This is a genomic window from Candidatus Methylacidiphilales bacterium, assembly GCA_025056655.1.
In the GTDB taxonomy this organism is placed as follows: domain Bacteria; phylum Verrucomicrobiota; class Verrucomicrobiia; order Methylacidiphilales; family JANWVL01; genus JANWVL01.
In genome coordinates, this window is record JANWVL010000110.1 from 93,535 (window position 1) to 108,924 (window position 15,390).

At 50.8% G+C, this 15,390-nt stretch carries 9 protein-coding genes; 7 read left to right on the forward strand and 2 right to left on the reverse strand.

The window, feature by feature from the left end:
• Positions 1–55: 55 nt before the first annotated feature.
• The 4 genes from NZM04_07135 (at position 56) to NZM04_07150 (ending at position 6,354) form a co-directional block, all read left to right on the forward strand.
• Positions 56–1,846 carry a glycosyltransferase family 39 protein gene (locus tag NZM04_07135; GenBank protein ID MCS7063800.1) on the forward strand — a complete coding sequence of 597 codons (1,791 nt, stop codon included), beginning with the start codon at positions 56–58 and terminating at the stop codon, positions 1,844–1,846.
• A 186-nt stretch (positions 1,847–2,032) separates the two neighbouring features.
• Positions 2,033–3,268, forward strand: a complete 1,236-nt coding sequence (locus NZM04_07140; protein ID MCS7063801.1) for an outer membrane beta-barrel protein — start codon at positions 2,033–2,035, stop codon at positions 3,266–3,268.
• Positions 3,269–3,360: 92 nt separating this feature from the next.
• On the forward strand, positions 3,361–5,697 hold the full coding sequence (locus NZM04_07145; protein ID MCS7063802.1) for a polysaccharide biosynthesis tyrosine autokinase: 2,337 nt from the start codon (positions 3,361–3,363) through the stop codon (positions 5,695–5,697).
• Positions 5,698–5,733: 36 nt separating this feature from the next.
• Positions 5,734–6,354: a polysaccharide export protein gene (locus tag NZM04_07150; GenBank protein ID MCS7063803.1), complete on the forward strand. Its 621-nt coding sequence runs from the start codon at positions 5,734–5,736 to the stop codon at positions 6,352–6,354.
• Position 6,355: 1 nt separating this feature from the next.
• Here the strand turns inward: NZM04_07150 and NZM04_07155 are convergent, their stop codons facing one another.
• Complete coding sequence (locus NZM04_07155; GenBank protein MCS7063804.1) at positions 6,356–7,759, reverse strand: DUF2851 family protein; 1,404 nt, start codon at positions 7,757–7,759, stop codon at positions 6,356–6,358.
• A 7-nt stretch (positions 7,760–7,766) separates the two neighbouring features.
• On the opposite strand from NZM04_07155, the gene NZM04_07160 reads away from it, so the two are divergent.
• The 3 genes from NZM04_07160 to guaA all read left to right on the forward strand — a co-directional run bounded on the left by NZM04_07160 (position 7,767) and on the right by guaA (position 14,064).
• Positions 7,767–8,882, forward strand: coding sequence for a trypsin-like peptidase domain-containing protein (locus tag NZM04_07160; protein MCS7063805.1), 1,116 nt, complete (start codon positions 7,767–7,769; stop codon positions 8,880–8,882).
• Between the two features lie 95 nt (positions 8,883–8,977).
• On the forward strand, positions 8,978–12,508 hold the full coding sequence (locus NZM04_07165) for a pyruvate carboxylase (protein MCS7063806.1): 3,531 nt from the start codon (positions 8,978–8,980) through the stop codon (positions 12,506–12,508).
• A gap of 17 nt (positions 12,509–12,525) precedes the next feature.
• Positions 12,526–14,064, forward strand: a complete 1,539-nt coding sequence (gene guaA, locus NZM04_07170; protein MCS7063807.1) for a glutamine-hydrolyzing GMP synthase — start codon at positions 12,526–12,528, stop codon at positions 14,062–14,064.
• On the opposite strand, the gene NZM04_07175 is transcribed toward guaA, so the two are convergent.
• Positions 14,032–15,390: a hypothetical protein gene (locus NZM04_07175; GenBank protein ID MCS7063808.1), complete on the reverse strand. Its 1,359-nt coding sequence runs from the start codon at positions 15,388–15,390 to the stop codon at positions 14,032–14,034. The genes guaA and NZM04_07175 overlap by 33 nt on opposite strands.

Consider the following 15,390-nt stretch of genomic DNA (forward strand, 5'->3'; position numbering starts at 1 on the left):
CCGTTACCCGGCAAATAGGTAAACAACGCGCTCGAGCACAGAAAACGAAAAATTTATGTCAGATATACAAAGTGCTGTTTATTCCCTAGACGCGGGCGGGATTCGACAGTGGCTCGTCAGAGTGACGTTCGCAGTAGTGGTTTTAGTGGTGGCGATTTTGTATCTCGTAACGCAATTTCGAGGACTAGCTCATGCGGAAGCCATGGATTACGCCCAAGTGGCGCGACAAATAGCAACAGGGCAGGGCTTTACGACAAAATTCATCAGGCCAGTGGCCCTTGCGCAGTTGCGAGAACGTCAAGCTCAAAAGGCGGGCATACAACAGCCCCTGGGAACAGGAGCGGGGCTGAACCGACCTCTGGGCATGGATTTTCAGAAGATACCCGATACCATCAATGCGCCCCTGTATCCGTTGGTATTAGGCTTGTGGATGAAACTATGGCCCTGGGGTCTAGTCCACCCAGATAAATTCGAGGATCAAAATCAACTGCGCGAATACAAGCTGGATCGGTGGGTAGCGATATTTGGAATGATGTGCGTGATGGTGACGGCGTTTTTGTTGTATTCGTGGGCCAAGCGAATGTTCGACATCCGAGTAGCCTACATCTCAGTGATTGTGTTTTTCGTGTCAGACCTCGTATGGGGGTTTTCAATTTCCGGATTGTCAACGAGTTTTTTGATGATGCTTTTTGTAGGTTTTTGTTGGTGCCTACACGAGGCTATTTTGGCTCAGGGTGAAGGGCGAAAAAATGCAATGTGGATCTGCCTTCTCGGCAGTGCTGTGTTGATGGGATTGATGTTGTTGACCCGTCTGACGATGGTGTGGGTGATGGTATCGTATATGCTGCTGGTGGGCTACATATTTCGCAAAGAAAAAGTGCTTTGGCCAATCGCTTGCGCGATTGTGGTGTTAATTTTGACGCCCTGGCTAGTCAGGAATTATCAGTTGACAGGAAGTGTGATGGGAGCAAACGCATTCGCGGTAGGAGCAAATCATCCAGACTATCCCGGGACGACAATCTATCGATCCTACATTCAGCTGCCGCCTTCTACGATCTGGACGAATGCCGCAAAACAGCTGCGGGAAGGCGTGCGCCATTATGTCACCCATTTTTTCGTCCTAACTGGTGGCTCTGTGGCAGCGATGTTTTTTGTCGTAGGATTAATGCACCCTTTCAAACGGGTGCGTGCCCAGGCGCTGCGTTGGTGGCTAGCTGGAGCTGTGATTTTACTGGCCATCGGTAGCAGCCTGGCGCTGCCTAATCCTAAAATGATCGATGAATATAATCAGATGGCTGTGTTGTTCCCAGCTATGATAGTGTTCGGAGGGGCATTCTTTTTTGTGTTGCTAGACCGGATTACAAATTATTTGCCGATTGTTCGTTACACAATCATTAGTCTTTATCTCGCAGCTAATTCCGGGGCATTTGTTATGACTCTTCTACCGCCCGGTGAGCCGCCGTATCGCTATCCGCCTTATTTTCCGCCGATCCTTCAATTCATGAGTCAATGGTTTCAAAAAAATGAAACCATCGCCAGCGATATTCCTTGGGCAACAGCGTGGTATACTCAGCGCTCCAGTGTATGGCTACCCAAGACGCTTGATGATTTTTATCGGATCAACGATTTCGCTCAACCACTTGTCGCGATACTCTTCACACCACAGACCACCAATCTAGGATATCTCGATGTGGAAAAAGGGGAATACAAAGATTGGAAGATGCTCATCCGACGTGAGAATACGCCGCCAGGATTCCCGTTGCAAAAGGCTACATTTCTTCCTCCCAACAAGGATGAATACATGCTCATCGCAGATCGAATCCGTTGGGATGTGGAGGTAAGATGAATCTATACGTAGTGGTGAAGATTAACTTCGACGCAATAGGTTGATTTAACCTAACGTTAAATCAAAATACAGAATCGTTAAAAAAATATCACAACTCTTTTGTTACTAAAAGCTTTAAAAATTTTTTAAAGCTTCACGAAAAAATAGTTGCCAATCACCCAAAAATATAGAAAAATCAGCTCAACTATGAAAAACATACTGACGATCATTGCTGGAGTCACCTTGTGCAACCTGACTGTCGCCTTCGCGGGAGCCCCCATTCCTCCGCCGAGCACGATGCCGCCTACGCAGCAACCAGCCAGTTCTGCTCCAGCAGATCCACAAAAAAGACCATTCACTGTGACGGCGCTCATTCGTGGTGAATACGACGATAACATCAACACCTCCAATTCAAACGAACAAAGCTCTTGGAAACTCATCGGCGAGCCCAGTATCATCTACAATAAAAAGGACGATAATACCAGCTACGCAGCTCGTTACACACTTTCCGCGGCGTATTATTTTGATCGCCCTGGAAACAAAGATGTGGATCTGAGCCATGAAATCTACGGCCGTATCAAGCATCAATTCTCCGATCGAGTAGGGATAGATGTGCGCGATCGATTGCGCATTACACAAGAGCCGGCCATCCTAGACGCCCCAGGCTCAGTATTCATCCGCACAAACAACGATTACATTTTTAATGCCTTTGATGCAGACCTCATGATCCAATGGACGCCTAAATTTGGGACGATCAGTGGATACGGTAACGATGTATGGGATTACGAGGATAAGGGAATATCTCGTTTCGAAGACCGCATGGTGCATAAAGGTAAACATGAGTTTCGCTTCCTAGTTGTTCCCACGACAACGCTCGTAGTGGGAGGTTTGATCGGCTATCATGATTACTGGAATGTGCGTCGGGATTTTGTAAACTATACGGGCATGGCAGGGGTCGATCATGACCTTACCCGCCAAGCAACGATCGGTCTTCGAGCGGGCATCACACATACGGATTTTATAGATGGAGGTAGCTACAATTCACCCTACGGACAGGTCCTCCTCAACATCGAGACCGGGGCTAATTCCTCGATCAATGCCAGCTACAGCCATACCATAGCCAGCACCTCCCTGAATACTTATTATGCTCGTGAAGCTGACACATTCACACTCGGTGGACGTTATCAATGGACGCCAAAGTTCTCCACACGAGTGCAAGGCATGGCAACCTTTGGTGAACACAAGCGACAGTTCGTTCTAGGCTTACCGACGATAACTAAGATCAGAGAAAACATCTACGGGGTGGATGTCGGTATGAATTACGAAGTGAATAAAAACCTAGAGCTCGAAGCAGGCTACATTTACACTACAGTCGATTCAAATATCCAATTTAACGAATACGACAGAAACCGTGTCTATTTCGGCGTGCGAGGAACTTATTAAAGATCCAACCCGAATGCCACATCTCTCGGCATTCAGCAGCTGGCAATCTTAAAAAAGATTGCCAGATAAAATAAGTAGTCCATAAAAGGCTCATGGTCAGTCAAAGTAAGGAGGGGGAGCTCCACTTTCTGGATTACTGGAGAGTAATTAAAAATCGCCTCCCCATCATCATCACAGTCCTCGTTCTCACAGTAGCGAGTGGCTATTTCACCACGGTTTACCTCATTACGAAAGTATACGCCGCAACGGCGCAAATCCAGGTAAATAAGCCGCAACGCGATATAGAAGTATTCCGTAGAGATCACTCAAATTTTTATGACCCACACTACTTCCAGTCCGAATTCGAGCTGATTCAATCCAAAAAAATTCTCTATCCAGTCATTGAGAAACTTGGCCTCGACAAAGTCTATGCTCAAAGACTCTTAAAGCAAGATACCCCACTGCCAGTGGATCTGATGTATGATTACCTTACAAAGAATCTTCTTAAGCTCGACTATCGCCGCGGCACAAACATAATCACAATCACAGGCCTCAGTGAAGATCCCGAAGAAGCAGCCCGGATTGCTAATAGTATAGCTCAAGTCTATATTGACACCCGAAGAGAAGACGAAAAAGCACGTGCCTCACGTGGTCTGAAGAGTCTAAGCGAAGAAATTGAAAAACAACGCAAAGTCGTTGCAGAATCTCGCCAAAAAGTAGAAGCCTTAAGAAAAGAACTCGGCATCGATGCAGTCCCAGGAGGCCTTAAAAACGATACCCAGCTTGCTGACGTCGAGCTCCAAAGAAAAAGCATGATGCTGGATGAAGCCCGTGCCGACGCCATAGCCCGAAAGGTGCGCATTGAGCGCCTCAAGAACATGACCACTGAACAGCTACTCGATACCCTACCTGCGCTCAACCTCATGGATGACAATCTCATCCGTCTCCGCCAAGATCAACTCGACATCGAATCCGAAATCACACGCCTAATCAGCGGCGGCCTCGGCACAGACCACCCAAGAGTGCAGGCCGCCCAAGCTAAACTCCGTAAAGTCCGCGAACAAATCATGGGTATGGTCGAAGGCAAACGAAATGCTCTAGAAATTGATTATGAAGTCAGTCAAGCTCGTGTAAGACAACTTGAAGAAGAAGTTAAAAATTTAACAGAGCGCGTTCGACGCGATAAAGGGGAAAAACTAGCTCCATTCCTCCAGGCAGAAAAAGAAGCAGAAAGTCAACACGACATACTGCAAGCTCTTATCATTCGCTATAAACAAGAAAGTGCCGACACCCAGATTGAAATTGAACCTGCTGAACTCATCTCACACGCAGAGCCTCCCATAAAACCACACAAGCCCAACTTGCTCTTAAACATTATCCTCAGCATCCTGGTGGGGGGTGTCCTAGGCTTAGCTTGTGCCTTCTTCATCGAATATCTCGATACTAGTGTTAAAACCGTCGAAGAAGTTGAAAAATACCTCGGTCTCAACGTCGTCGGTGTAGTTCCAAACAACATGTGTGCGCTAAATCAACTCCCTCCCGATGCACCAGATGCTGAAGCGTATCGAATCCTTCGAGCAAAAATAGACCTCAAACCCAAGCGTGGAGAAGGAAACTCTCTCACGCTGATCAGCGGCGGTCCCGGGGAAGGGAAATCCCTCACTATATTTAATCTCGCGTATGTATGTGCTCAGACAGGACAATCCGTCCTAATCGTTGATGCGGATCTTCGGCGTCCCACCCAGCATAAATATCTACAGATTCCCAGAGAACACGGTCTCGCTGACCTCTTACAGGGCAAGGGAGAACCCTACGAATATATCAAATCGACATCAGTCCCAAACCTCCACATTATTACCGCAGGAAAAGTAACCTCCGACCGCATCGGCTTGATGAATGCAACCAAAATTCGTGAAATACTAGCAGACTTGCGTCAACGATATGATATCGTTCTTTTCGACTCGCCGCCTATCCTCGGCATTAGCGACGGCTCAGTCATCGTTCACGAAGTGGATAAGACGCTCCTTGTGATTCAACATCGCCGCTATCCCAGACAAGTCTGCCTTAAAGCCAAAGAAGCCATCGAACAAGTCAACGGGAATCTCGTCGGAGTAGTCTTAAACAATGTAGCAATAAACACACACGAGTCCTACTACTACTACAGCACCTACCAATACTATCAACACATTGACGAAGACGAAGAAGATAAACCCAAACCAATCCCAAAAACACAAAGCAAACAAAGTAAAGAGAGACAAAAAAATCCCCCCTCTCCCACCCCGGCTGGTCGAACGTCTCCAACAACTAAAGAAAACACTCCTTCACGAGATACAACGAAGCACAAAGAAGCCCCCAACACCACCCCACTGCCATCTCAACAAGTCCAAAACGGCAAGAAAACAGACATTCAATCAATCTTTGGCTCTCGCAATGGTAGTGAATCCTACTAATTTCCAGCCCATAGCCAACGTTTAGACTAAACCGATATGCTTCCCATCGTCTGGTTCCTAATTATTGCCGCATCACTGTTCCATGGATGCGCCTCCAACCGCTCCACGCCCTATACCTACACTTCTCCCAATCCCCCTCCCAATACTCCCCTCTCCTCCAACATCACCGCCACAGAAGACATCATGCGCGTAGGCGACATTCTCAACATCCGCCTCACCGGAGTCCCACAGGAAGACGTCGCCATGTTTGAAGACCGCGTCGACGAAGAAGGATACATTTCGATGCCTCTCATCGGTCGCATCAAAGCAGCCGGAAAGACAACTGCCCAACTCAAGCAAGAAATCGAAAACAACTACCGCTCACGTCGCATCTACGCCACCCCAAACGTCACCATCACTTTCGCCCAACTCCGCTTCATCAACGTCATCGGAGAAGTCCGCACCCCACAACGAGTCCCCTTCACCAACGACCTCACCGTCTTAAAAGCCCTCGCCGCCTGTAACGGCTTCACTGATTTCGCCAACAGACGCGCCATCCGCATCCTTCGCGGGAACCAAGTCATCCCCTTCGACGCCGTCGAAGCTATTCGCAACCCCGCACTCGACCTCCCGCTCCAAGTCGGCGACCAAATCCAGGTCCCCCGCACAATTTGGTAGATCAACTTACCGCTTCTATCTGCCCCAGAAAAGGGCAACTTGCACAAGCACTCGCATCTCTCACGCAATAGTCCTCATAAATTTGCAATAACCCCTGTTGCATCAGCGCATTCCCCAAACACTCACGCCCAATCGAAGGCGGAACAATCCGATCATAAACAATCCTCGTCTTATGATTCCAGCCACAACGTAATCTCAAAAGGCGGCTTTCCAAAAGCTCTTCAGAAAAACCGCCCAAATCCTTTCCCCACACCGCCCAAGGCCAAAACACATTCACCAAAAGCTCCACTGCCCTTGCCCTTCCAATCAAAGGATAAGCCTTATCCAACTTCCGCCCCCACCAACTCACCCTTCGCATCCAAAAAGAATAATCCTCCCTTCCCACTATATTTTCAATGAAACGTTTTTCGTCACATCCTTCAATTGCTTCATAGATCGCCTCCAAGCGATACGACAACGCACACAACCCAGCCAAACGCCGCAACGGATGATTCCAAGGCCTACCCCCTCTCCTTACCCATAAATCCCTAGGCAACACGCGCCCCATCTTCTCCCCCCGCATCATCCACCACTGCGACCAAAGCTTCTTCAGATAACGCTTCCCCTCCTCATCACGAATCGACGTCGCATTCTCGGGTAACAAATCAGCCATCCCCCAAAGAAACGCCTCGCGCGCCTCCCCCTCCAGCTTCGACACCTCCTCTATCCTCGCACACTGCGCCAACGCCGTAAATGCCACCACATTCTCATGATACCCCATCCCTCGAGCAAGCGCCTCCCACAACGTCTGCAGCCCACCCACAGCCCTCACACGCCAATAAAACCGCACACCCTTTCGACGCAAGCGATACAATCCCGCACTCCGCAACACCGCCACCAACCGCTCCCTCCCCAATTGTTCAAATTCCCGCCGACAGGCCCCCGGCACACTCATCGGCCAGCCCTCCGGACTTCCCTCATCTAGCACACTCCATAAGGTCATCTCATCGATAGCCAACTGAGTCCGCATCACCACTTGAGGCACGTAAGTAAAAGATTTCGTCGATGTAAAATAACCACCCCGCCCAGCCTCCCACACAGCATGCACAATCACGTTGTCATACTCCGCATTCTCGTCGTGCTCGTGAGCCGTCCAATTTTCAGGCTTCAAATCCACCTCTACGTCCCCACACCTCACTGAGCCATCAGGAAAACGCACCGCCGCCTTTTGAAAATCAGGTCCTGCCCCCCTTCGCCAAAAACCAGGCTGCACAACCCACAAACGCCCCCCCTCTACCGTCTCAAGCGGCTGTTTCAACCATCCTTCAAACCACACCCGCTGCACACGCTGCTCATCCCACACAGGAATCCCCTCACACACCTCACGACCCCCAGACTGGTATTTTTCAAAAAAGTCTGCTTTCATAACCAACGTGAAACACCTCCTACCCCTCCCCCTCACACTTCTCCTCTACGCACAAACGGGGCTCGCACAAGAACAAGCCACAAGCCACACTTCTGAGACAGAGCCAACCGTGCAAGTCGTCGAGCGCGTCATGCCGGCAGTCGTCAATATCAACGTCGAGGGCGTCGTCCGCCGCTACTATCGCGACTGGTTCTTTGGCACCTTCCCCGTTCAGCAAAATATCAGCAGCCTCGGATCGGGCGTCCTTATCACACCCGATGGATACATCGTCACATGCGCACACGTCGTAGATGAAGCTTCAGCATTGAAGCTTAAAATCCGCGTTACCCTCAACAACGGCAAAATCTACGACGCACGCCTTGTAGACTCCAGCCCCGATCTCGATCTAGCTCTCATCAAAATCAACGCAGGCGAAGAACTACCTTACTTACGCCTAGAGCCCCTCTCACCCAACCTACTCGGACAGACCGCCATCGCACTAGGAAACCCTGTCGGCTTTCAAAACTCAGTATCTAAAGGCATCCTCAGCGCACGCAACCGCACCATCGTCACCCAAGACGGCACCCAAGTCGAAGGTCTCCTCCAGACGGATGCCTCCATTAACCCCGGCAACAGCGGCGGCCCCCTCGTGGACATACAAGGCCGCTTCATGGGCATCAACTCAGCCAAATATGCAGGTGAACGCATCGAAGGCTTAGGTTTCTCTATCCCCGGTGATCGAGTCCTCGCCTACACCCGTGAAGCCATCGCCGTAGCGCGCGGCGAAAAGCGTGGAGCTCCCATTCCCACACCCCAGCAAATCCTATCCGAGCGATTTGGTTTGTCCGTGCAAGAGATCACGCCAGACCTTGCACAAGCCCTTGGAATTCCTTTCACCCCCGACGCAGGCTTACTCATCACGGATGTGGACCCTGAAAGTCCAGCAGCCGAACGAGGCATCAAAGCAGGAATGTTTCTCGTTCGAATTGGCAACACCCCTACGCCCGAGATCGCCGCTCTACCTCTCCAACTCCTGCGCATCAAAAAAGGCGACCGCATAAACGTAGCAGTCAGCCAAATAACCCAACGCGGCCCAGGAATGATCTTCCAACAGACCTACACCCTCCAACTCGTGGCTCGATAACCACTCCCAGAGCCCCATCAAAAGCACAAAAACCCTAGCCCGAAGACCATTCTTTCCCCTTTGCCAACCCCCACCGTCACTGATATACCGACGATATGTCAAGGGCGCCGTCGAATCAACGAGATAAACTCCTCGCGCAACTCCTAGAAGGAAAAGACCCCGCTCCAATAAACGATTATCAAGGCCTAAAACTCCTCGCAGCCAACCGAAGCGAAATCGCCATTCGCATTTTTCGTGCAGCAACAGAACTCGACCTCCGCACCGTCGCCATCTACGCCAAAGAAGACCGATTCTCCATGCATCGCTTCAAAGCCGATGAAGCCTACCTCGTCGGTGAAGGCCTCGGCCCCGTCGGCGCATACCTCGACATCGAAGGCATAGTGCGTCTTGCCAAATCCAAAGGCGTCCACCTCATTCACCCCGGATATGGATTTCTCTCTGAAAACCCCGCCTTCGCTCGAGCCTGTGCCCGAGAAGGAATCATATTTGTCGGCCCTGCCCCAGAGCACCTCGAAATGATGGGCGATAAAGTCGCGGCGCGCGCTGTAGCCTCGCGACTCAAGATAAATACCCTTCCCGGCACGCCCCATCCCGTCAGCGACCGAGAAGAAGCATTGCGAATAGCAAAAGAAATCGGCTTCCCACTCATCATCAAAGCCGCGCATGGCGGCGGCGGGCGAGGAATGCGAGTCGTAGAGCACGCTGCAGATTTACCGCGCCTGCTCGATGAAGCCCAAGCCGAGGCAGGAAGCGCCTTCGGAAACCCAGCGACCTTTCTTGAAAAATACATCCCTCGTGCCAAGCACATCGAAGTCCAAATCTTAGGCGATCGTTACGGAAACGTCGTCCATCTCTACGAGCGCGATTGCTCCGTGCAGCGCCGCCATCAAAAAGTTGTCGAAATGGCGCCGGCTTACAATCTCTCACCAAAGCTGCGCCAAGAGCTTTGCGAAGCGGCCGTCAAGCTTGCTAAGGAAATTCGCTACAGCAACGCTGGCACAGTAGAATTCCTCGTCGATCTCGATCGTGAGGAGTGGTTCTTCATCGAGATGAATCCACGCATTCAAGTCGAGCACACCGTCACAGAAGTCGTCACTGGAGTCGATCTCGTGCGTTCACAGATTCTGATCGCTCTAGGCCACGCACTCCACGACACCGAAATCAACATCCCGCCTCAAGACCAAATTCCGTGTCAAGGCTACGCTGTGCAAGCTCGAGTGACGACCGAGGACCCTGAAAACCGCTTCACACCAGACTATGGAAAAATCTTAACCTTCCGCGCAGCAGGAGGACTCGGGATCCGCCTCGATAGTGGCATGGGAGAGTCAGGTAGCGAGATCACCCCTTTCTATGATTCGCTCCTAGTCAAAATCACAGCCTTTGGCCCGACTTTCAAAAGCGCCCTTCAACGCATGGACCGAGCACTCAAAGAATTCCGCGTCCGAGGCGTGAAGACAAATATCCCCTTTCTAGAAAACCTCATACATCACCCCGACTTTGTATCAGGCCAAGCGACGACAACATTAATCGATCATTCCCCACAGCTCTTTCAATTCAAGCAGCGCCGCGATCGAGCCACAAAGCTGCTCAGTTACCTAGGAAATGTCATCGTCAATGGCAATCCTCACGCCAAAGGCTTCAAACCTTCAACCCCATTGCCGCCTGCCTCTGTGCCGGCTTATGATAAATCGACGCCGATTCTTCCGGGGACGCGTCAAAAACTCTTAGAGCTCGGTCCTAAGAAATTTGCTGAGTGGGTGCGCGCACACCGCCCTCTTTTGATTACTGATACGACTCTGCGCGATGCTCATCAATCGCTTTTGGCCACACGCATGCGCACCTACGACATGCTCAAAGTGGCCGATTATATAGCGCGATCCTTTCCGCAGCTCTTCAGTCTTGAGCTTTGGGGAGGCGCTACGTTCGACACGGCAATGCGTTTTCTTCATGAAGACCCTTGGCAACGTCTCCGGGCGCTTCGTGAGCGGATTCCGAATATCTGTTTCCAAATGCTTTTTCGTGGGGCTAATGCAGTCGGCTACACCAACTATGCCGATAATGTCGTCTCCGGATTCATTAGGCATGCGGCAGAAGCAGGTATAGATATTTTTCGGATTTTCGATTCGCTGAATGATCTGCGGAATTTGAAAGTGGCGTTTGAGGCGGTGCATAAAACCCATGCCATCTGCGAAGGGGCAATCTGCTACACAGGGGATATCCTTGATCCGCGACGCACGAAATATTCGCTGAAGTATTACCTCAAGCTCGCAAAGGAACTGCAATCCATGGGGGCACACATTCTCGCCATCAAAGACATGGCTGGGCTTTGTAAACCGTTTGCAGCACGGCAGCTCATCAAAGCGCTACGCGAAGAAATTGAGTTACCGGTTCACTTTCACACTCACGATACAAGTGGAGTTGCGTCGGCTTCTGTATTAATGGCTTCGGAAGCCGGGGTCGATGTTGTGGATCTGGCGATAGCCTCCTTGTCGGGATCGACGAGTCAACCCAATCTGAACTCTATAGTCGCAGCATTGCAAAATACTCCGCGTGAAACTGAGTTGGATCTCGAGAAGCTCAATGCGTTGAGCGATTATTGGGAAGTGGTGCGAAGTTACTATCAACCTTTTGATACAGCCCCGCGCACGGGGAACGCCGCTGTCTATGTCCACGAAATGCCGGGAGGCCAATACACAAACTTAAAAGAACAGGCAGCGAGTCTCGGTTTGCTGCATCGCTGGAATGAAATCGAGCGCACCTATGCTGAAGTGAACCAACTCTTTGGTGACATCGTCAAAGTCACGCCTTCTAGCAAAGTCGTGGGAGATATGACGATGTTTCTTATTACTCGAGGGATACGTCCAGCGGATGTGCTCAATCTTGAGCCAGGAGCTACGCCTTTTCCGGCTTCGGTTGTGGATATGCTTTCGGGCGGGTTGGGGACGCCACCGGGGGGATGGCCGAAGGACGTGCAAAAAATCATTCTTGGTCCGCAGCGCGTGCCGACCAAAGGCCGACCGGGTGCAAATTTACCCAGCGTAAATCTCAAAGCGACAAAGGCTGAGTTGGCTGAAAAAATCAAGCGCGAGGTCACTGATGATGATCTTTACTCTTACTTGATGTATCCCGATGTGTTTATGGAGTTTGTCCGGCAACAGCGCGACTACAGTGATCTTTCCGTTCTTCCTACGCCGGCATTTTTTTATGGGCTAAGACCGGGGGAGGAAATTCAGGTGGATCTTGAGGAGGGTAAGACGCTCTTTATCAGTCTGGTCAACGTGGGACCGCTAGACGAAAGCGGGCGACGGCTGGTGACGTTTGAGTTGAATGGCAACACGCGACAGCTTCATATTGTGGATCGTTCACAGAAAGCTTCTCAACCTGTGCAACCTAAGGCTGATCCGAGTGATCCGTTGCAAGTGGGAGCGCCAATCCCGGGGATGATCAGCGCGCTGGCCGTCAGCGTGGGGTCTAAGGTTCAAAAAGGAGATAAGTTGCTGACGATCGAAGCGATGAAGATGTATTCGAATATCCAAGCGCCAGTTGACGGGATTGTGGATAAGATTTTTGTGAAAGTGGGACAATCTGTGGAGGCTAAAGATCTCCTTCTGACGTTGCGTCAATGAGAGATGCACCATGAGTTATGGATCATCACATTATTATTTTGGATTTTGGCTCTCAATATACCCAAGTGATTGCGCGGCGAGTGAGGGAGTGTCATGTCTATTCAGAAGTCTTGCCGTATCATACGCCGGCCGAGAGGATTGCGGAGCTGAAGCCCGCCGGGCTTATCTTATCTGGAGGTCCTGCTAGTGTCTATGCTGAAGGGGCACCGTTGCCGGATCGGGGTATTTTTGCGCTTGGGGTGCCGATTTTAGGAATTTGCTATGGGATGCAGCTTCTAGCGCATTGCTTGGGAGGCCGCGTAGCTAGAGCCGAGCGGCGGGAGTATGGCGTGGGTAAACTTTTTATTTTACGCAAGAGCGGGCTTTTCAATGGGGTGCCGGATGAGAGCACGATTTGGAATAGCCATGCGGATCACATTAAGGCCTTGCCGCGAGGTTTTGTGGGAATCGGACGGAGCGACAATGCGCGGTATGCAGCGATTGAGGATTCACGGAGGCGTTTTTTTGGCTTGCAGTTTCATCCTGAAGTGACTCAGACGCATTATGGAAAAAAGATTTTAGAGAATTTCATTCTGGCGATTTGTGGTGCCAGCAAAAACTGGACGATGCGGTCTTTCATCGAGCAGAGTTGTCATCATTGGCGAAAGGCAATTGGCAAAGAGCGTGTGGTGCTCGGACTCAGTGGTGGGGTAGATTCAAGTGTGACTGCGGCACTTCTTAAAAAGGCGATTGGGAAGCAGTTGGAGTGTATTTTTGTGGATAATGGGCTGTTGCGTTATGATGAGCGAGCTCAGGTCGAAAGAGTTTTTCGAAAAGTTTTTCGGACGCATCTGCATGTCGTCGATGCGAGCGCTCGTTTTCTCAAGGCGCTTCGTGGGGTGGTGGATCCAGAGCGCAAGCGAAAGATCATCGGCCGGGAATTTATCCGTGTGTTTGAAGCCGAGGCTCGGAAGCTAGGTAAAATCACTTATCTAGCCCAAGGCACGCTTTATCCTGATGTGATCGAGAGCGTGCCGATCAACGGGAATCCGGCTGCGTTGATCAAGTCACATCACAATGTAGGTGGGTTGCCGCGGAAAATGGCGTTTAAGTTAATTGAGCCTCTGCGGCAATTGTTTAAGGATGAGGTGCGGGAACTTGGGGAGCGGCTAGGTTTGCCACGGGAGATGCTTTATCGTCATCCGTTCCCTGGGCCGGGATTAGCTGTTCGGTGTCTGGGCGCGGTGAGTGAGGATCGTTTAGAGATCATTCGCAGGAGTGATCGAATTGCGATTGAAGAGATACGGGAGGCTGGCTGGTATGATAAAATCTGGCAGGCGTTTACGGTGTTGTTGCCGGTGAGGAGTGTGGGCGTGATGGGGGATCAGCGGACGTATCATTACACTGTGGCCCTTCGTGCAGTGTATAGCACCGATGGGATGACGGCGGACTGGGTGCCGTTTCCAGCGGACTTGTTGGCAAGAATCTCGACGCGAATCATTAATGAAGTGCATGGCGTGAACCGCGTCGTGTATGATATTTCCTCAAAGCCTCCAGCTACTATCGAGTGGGAGTAGATGGAGTGAGGTATCGGTGGGCTGAGGTGGCGTGACGAGATAGAAGGCTTTTTGGCTGGATATGGGGCGGGGTAGATTTGGATTTAGCCAATGGCTGAAGACTTGCGTCGAGTAAGTATCCCAGAGTAAGGTCCAGGGCACTTGTAGCATCCAGGCTGCTTGCCACACGGCGTCTAGCGGTCTGAGAGCTGAGCCTGCGAGACGATTTTCGTCGTTTACCACGCGAGGGACTTTGGCTGGTCTGTGTGGAATGAAAGATGCATGCCGTTCCCAGTCTAATTCTAATTTTTTTTCAAGCCAGTGGCCCCAGAATTTTATTGGCATGGGAAGGGGTGCGGGTTCACATTCGATGTTTTCGGAGGAGATTTTTATTTGGATGGGGGTATCGTTTAGAAAGAGAGAGTTTTGGTGATCTGAGCCAGCAACTGCTGAGGCATCGGTTGTCAAAATCATGCGCGTGTGTAGGGCGAAGGCGATGACTCGGAATGCAGCAGGAGGCAGGTGCCAACTATCTGGAATCAGAGAGGCACGAAGGTGGGGGTGGGCTAGGACGTCCCAAAAGGGATATTCGAATTTGTCGAGATTTCGTCCTATGGCGTTGCCGAGGTGGGTCCACCCGAAGAGGCCTTCGTTTATGGCGTCGCGTAGGGTGTTGCCACGAGCAGAGCTGTGGCCAGCGCAGACGCGGATGCCTTTTTTTTGGCATTGGGAGAGGAAAGCGGCTCGTTCGTTTTCCTCAATTGATTCGGGGGCAAGAGTGATGAGATGCACGTGGTCTAGGTATTCTGCGATGGCGCCAAGGAAGGTGAGTAAATTTTTTTTGAGCATGTGTTTTTCTGGGTGAATGCCCCGCGTGCCTGTGTCGGGGTTGAGGTAGGGCCCCTCGAGATGAATGCCTATGCACTGCGGTGTGTTTTGCATGAGCTCACAGATTCGACGCATGCGTTTTTGTAGGGAGGGGAGAGGGCAGGTGATTAGTGTTGCACAGAAGGCACTGCAACCGTCGCGTAGTAGGGATGCGACAGCGTGATGCCATGCGGCTTCTTCGAGGGTGTCGCTGTTAAAATCAGTGCCGGCGTAGCCGTTGATTTGAACGTCGCATAGGCCTGGGACGAGAATGGGCAAGATTTCACGATTTCCTGCATCTAGAGGCTTGCGTGTTAATATCTCGCCTCGCTCGACATCGATGCGCCAAGCAGACAAGGTGAGATGATCACGAACGTCAACTTGCCTCATGTTTGATGGAGGGTAGCAGAATTCTTGCATTGAAGCATTTTGTTTTCCGTAGATAGAGCTTCGAATAAGAAGTGTGTGTAAAGACGACAC

Excerpts from the sequence above, each read along its gene's own strand:
- NZM04_07135 (MCS7063800.1), top strand. The coding sequence starts at position 56 with ATGTCAGATATACAAAGTGCTGTTTATTCCCTAGACGCGGGCGGGATT.
- NZM04_07140 (MCS7063801.1), top strand. The coding sequence starts at position 2,033 with ATGAAAAACATACTGACGATCATTGCTGGAGTCACCTTGTGCAACCTG.
- NZM04_07145 (MCS7063802.1), top strand. The coding sequence starts at position 3,361 with ATGGTCAGTCAAAGTAAGGAGGGGGAGCTCCACTTTCTGGATTACTGG.
- NZM04_07150 (MCS7063803.1), top strand. The coding sequence starts at position 5,734 with ATGCTTCCCATCGTCTGGTTCCTAATTATTGCCGCATCACTGTTCCAT.
- NZM04_07155 (MCS7063804.1), bottom strand. The coding sequence starts at position 7,759 with ATGAAAGCAGACTTTTTTGAAAAATACCAGTCTGGGGGTCGTGAGGTG.
- NZM04_07165 (MCS7063806.1), top strand. The coding sequence starts at position 8,978 with ATGTCAAGGGCGCCGTCGAATCAACGAGATAAACTCCTCGCGCAACTC.
- guaA (MCS7063807.1), top strand. The coding sequence starts at position 12,526 with ATGGATCATCACATTATTATTTTGGATTTTGGCTCTCAATATACCCAA.